The sequence below is a fragment of the Yersinia sp. 1252 StPb PI genome (assembly GCF_048593885.1).
GTDB lineage: Bacteria > Pseudomonadota > Gammaproteobacteria > Enterobacterales > Enterobacteriaceae > Yersinia > Yersinia enterocolitica_E.
The window spans coordinates 1-1,697 of sequence record NZ_JAZGQE010000350.1 but is presented as its reverse complement, the minus strand read 5'-3'; the positions used below and the strand labels follow the sequence as shown (position 1 = coordinate 1,697).

Sequence of the window (1,697 nt, the reverse complement as noted above, 5' to 3'; positions counted from 1 at the left end):
TTTAATAGAATTAGTTTTAAGCAACGTTTTTTCTTGTTTCATCTATTGTTGCTTGAATCCAAGCATCAATTTCACTTTCAATAAAAGCTATAGACCGTGAGCCGATTTTAATTTGAGTTGGGAAACGCCCTTCGCTGATAAGCCGATAGATCCAGGCTTTTCCGTAACCAGTTCTCAAGAGGACTTCAGGAAGACGTATTAGACGAGTGCTTTTGTTGTTCATTTCATGTTTCCTCTTGTTCGTTTCGATGAAATGACTATACGAACTGTCGGAATAAAAAAGGAGCGAGCTTCCGAACCACAGGGCAATGAGTAGCCCTGTAGATCTAGGTGTCGTGGAGTTACGATTAGTTGGAATCAGAGAGTTTCATCACATCTGAAACTCTCATGTTTTTTAGGTGTGGATTTCGATTCATGAAAAAATTGAACTGCTTGGCGAAGTCCATTGTTGCAGCTTTCATAGCAAGTGGTCGATCTGCATCTTTGATGTGATAGTGAAGCCGGATTGAAGCCTCATCGTCTTCATCTGTGTATAGAAGACGAGAAAGGCGATCATCTGATACTCGAACATCCTTCCTTTTCGCCCATAGCAATATGTCCAACATCGCTGGCAAACGATAGTTTATGATTTTTTTGATAGTTCCATAGCCAAAACGAACCGCCCCAGCCTCATCAACCTCAACCCCTTTAATCCGTCTCCATTGTGGCAGTGCTGCTTTTATGGACTCTGTAATTTCATCGTCTGTTCCACTACCCAGATCGATTTCGAGCAGAACAGTTTTCTCACATATAGGAGACATTAGCGCTGATACATAAGCTTCGTGATGGGGAGCGTTAACACTGTATATATCGTTTCCTCTTTCCCAAGTGAAAAGATTCACATTGAGAGCAGATACACTCAGTTGAGCAAGCCTGCTGATATCAGTTATAAAAATGTGGGGAGGGTTGTAAAGGCTATCGTTGGTCGTTGGGTAGTCGAGTTGTGTGTCATTGAAAAGATGGGGGTTGCCACTGAAAATTTTCGTCATGTAGTTCCACAACCCTTTTTTCTCTTCCTCCGTGGGCCATGGCTTAAACAAATGCGATCTAGCCCAAAGTTCATGATACAGGCCGTTTAAGGTGATTTCTTCGAACTTACGGTAGTTATCTATGTCGAGCCAAGCTTTGATTTCTTTTGTATGCTCTGGGGACCAATTTTTCATCGAAACACACTCCAGCAATAGACCATAATCTGTTAGTGTTGAACTTCCCAGACTTACTCGATTTATGCAAGTTTCAAAGACTTAACCGATGACAGCGACTTAAAAATTCTTTGTTGGTATTAATGTTGGAACAATTATGACTACCTATAAAAATTCTCTTTTAAATCATGAAAATATTTATACGTTCGATTCCTGTAGGGGACACCATTAGCACTTCTCAGCACATCCCACCAAGTCCATAAAATCAATTGAAAACAACGATATCGACAAAAACTAAACAATATGGATTTTCCAGAGAATCGACTGGGTAGACTACTTACGCTCCCTACTTTGAAGCTCAGTACAAAGAATTAATAATCAAGGTTGAAACACTAAAACAAAAGTTGCCTAACGACGACCAGCAGTGGAAACGCACAGAGTTTTTAGCTCATTTACTCCAGATAAAACATCACCAGCCAACCCATTCCCCTCACTATATGGACTTTATCTTCACTC

2 protein-coding genes are annotated in these 1,697 nt (G+C 40.5%); both read right to left on the bottom strand.

The features are described from left to right. Positions 1-16 precede the first annotated feature (16 nt). Positions 17-223, bottom strand: a complete 207-nt coding sequence (locus tag V2A85_RS23455) for a helix-turn-helix transcriptional regulator (protein ID WP_420072526.1) — start codon at positions 221-223, stop codon at positions 17-19. Between the two features lie 124 nt (positions 224-347). Continuing rightward, positions 348-1,202, bottom strand: a complete 855-nt coding sequence (locus V2A85_RS23450; protein ID WP_005183550.1) for a DUF6387 family protein — start codon at positions 1,200-1,202, stop codon at positions 348-350. Positions 1,203-1,697 lie beyond the last annotated feature (495 nt).